At 66.6% G+C, this 1,784-nt stretch carries 1 protein-coding gene and 1 pseudogene; both read right to left on the bottom strand.

What is annotated here, in order from left to right:
• On the bottom strand, nucleotides 1–1,377 hold a 1,377-nt coding region (locus tag VGO20_RS00010), incomplete at its 3' end, for a CHASE4 domain-containing protein (RefSeq protein WP_327500215.1).
• Between the two features lie 139 nt (nucleotides 1,378–1,516).
• Nucleotides 1,517–1,784, bottom strand: a pseudogene (locus VGO20_RS00005) (phosphoethanolamine methyltransferase); the annotation flags it as partial.

Here is a 1,784-nt window from a genome sequence, read left to right as displayed (position 1 = left end):
GCCCATGAAGACCTTCACGGCATCCTCGACGACGCTCCCGACGCAGGTCGGGATCAGATGCCGGCCGTACCTCGAGAAGACGTGATGGTCCTGAAGCGTCTGATCGACGTCCATGATCTGCGCCTCCAGCAGGTCCAGGGTACTTTCGACCTCGCGACGGTCCGCCTCGCGCGACCCTGCGTCGGCATCCGTCCCCGTCCCCGCCCCACGGTCGTGGCGCGCGACGAGGCCGCGCAGCCTCCAGACATTCAAGGACATCGGCATCAGCGTATTGCGGAGGTTGTGGGCCATGCCGCTGAACATCTCCGCCATCCCTGCGTAGTAATTCAGCTCGATCATCTTCTTCTCCGATTCGCGCAGAGCGGACAACGTTCTGTCGAACTCGGTGTCGATGAGGTTGAATTCGTTGACGTCCGGGTCCGGGAGGCTGGACCGCTCTCCCCGTGCGGCGGAAACTTTCCGGGCGAGCCGGTGCGCAGGCGTGACGACCCGGGACTCGATCAGCCAGGTCGCGACCGCGCCGACGACGACCAGGACGCCGATACTCGCCACCAGGGCCGAGGCCGCGATGCGGTCTCCGAGCGCACTGATCCGGCGCGGACTTTCGGTGACGACGTGAAAGGCCTGGGAGGCGGTCAGGCCCGCCAGAAGGGACCGCACCCTCGTCATGCCGGATCGCTTCTCGACATCGGTCGGGCCCGCTCCGTTCGGGGGCCGGGGGCCCTCCGCGGCCGCGGCCTGCGGAGGCAGCGGCAGGACACGTGCCTGGACCTGGGCGCGCGCCGCGATGCCCCGAGCCTTCGGTTCGTTCAGCGTGCGCGCGAACGCGATCATGCCGTTCGCCGGCCCCCGGCCCAGCGACGTCAGGACCGGAGCCGTCGCGACGAAGGCTACGCGCCCGGAGAGATCGACCAGGCCCGATCCCCGGGCCGGCATGCATTTGTCGGTGGGCGGACAGATCGCCCGATGTATCGCACGGATCTCGTCACCGGCCCCGACGATCATTTCACCGGACAGGGGATCGAGCCCGCCACTCCAAACGACGTTCCCGCCGCCTGCGAGGAAGACGATGAAGTCCACCTCGAGGATCCGAAATGCCTGGGGCGTGAGGTTGGAGGCGACGTAGTCCGAAGCATCCCTGCCGGACATGAAGCGGTAGGAGGCGTCCCAGACCGCCCAGTCGTCCACCAGCGTCTGCAACTGGTCGAGCTCGCCCGACACGGCGTTTACGGCCCGTACATTGTCGCGCAGCGCCTCGTCGGTCTCCAACTGCAGGAAGTTCGGCCGTATCACGCCGTAGGAGACGAGCACGCTGCCGATCAGCAGGCATGCCGTGACCACGCCCATGACGAGGGACACGTATCGCCGGATCGGCATGGCGCGGATCGAGATCACGCCGATCAAAAGACAGACTTGGGAACGCCTGTCAACCTACCGCTTCGGAGCACCTTGCGTGGTTATGCCCTTCGATAGCGCCGCACCATCGAAGGTCCGCAACACCCGAACGGCGCAGCGGTCACGCTTCGGAAGCGTCGGCCGGCTTGAGCGCGAAGAAGCGGTAGCAGCGCAGCCCTTCCTGGAGGGCGGCGACGCGGCGCGCCCACAGTTCCACCTCGTCGATCACCGCGACCTTGGTGCCGGGAGCGAGCGTGTGCTTCTCCAGAAAGCCGGTCAGGGTCTGGACCGCCTGGATGATGAGGTTCTTGTGCGTGTCCGTGATGTCTTCGGTGATGCGGATGTCGAGGTTGCGCTGCTGGAGCGACGTCACGACCTGCGAGATCGTG

Origin of the sequence: Arenibaculum sp., assembly GCF_035998295.1 — a bacterium.
GTDB lineage: Bacteria > Pseudomonadota > Alphaproteobacteria > Azospirillales > Azospirillaceae > DASYHS01.
This window is presented reverse-complemented; position numbering and strand designations above follow the sequence as displayed.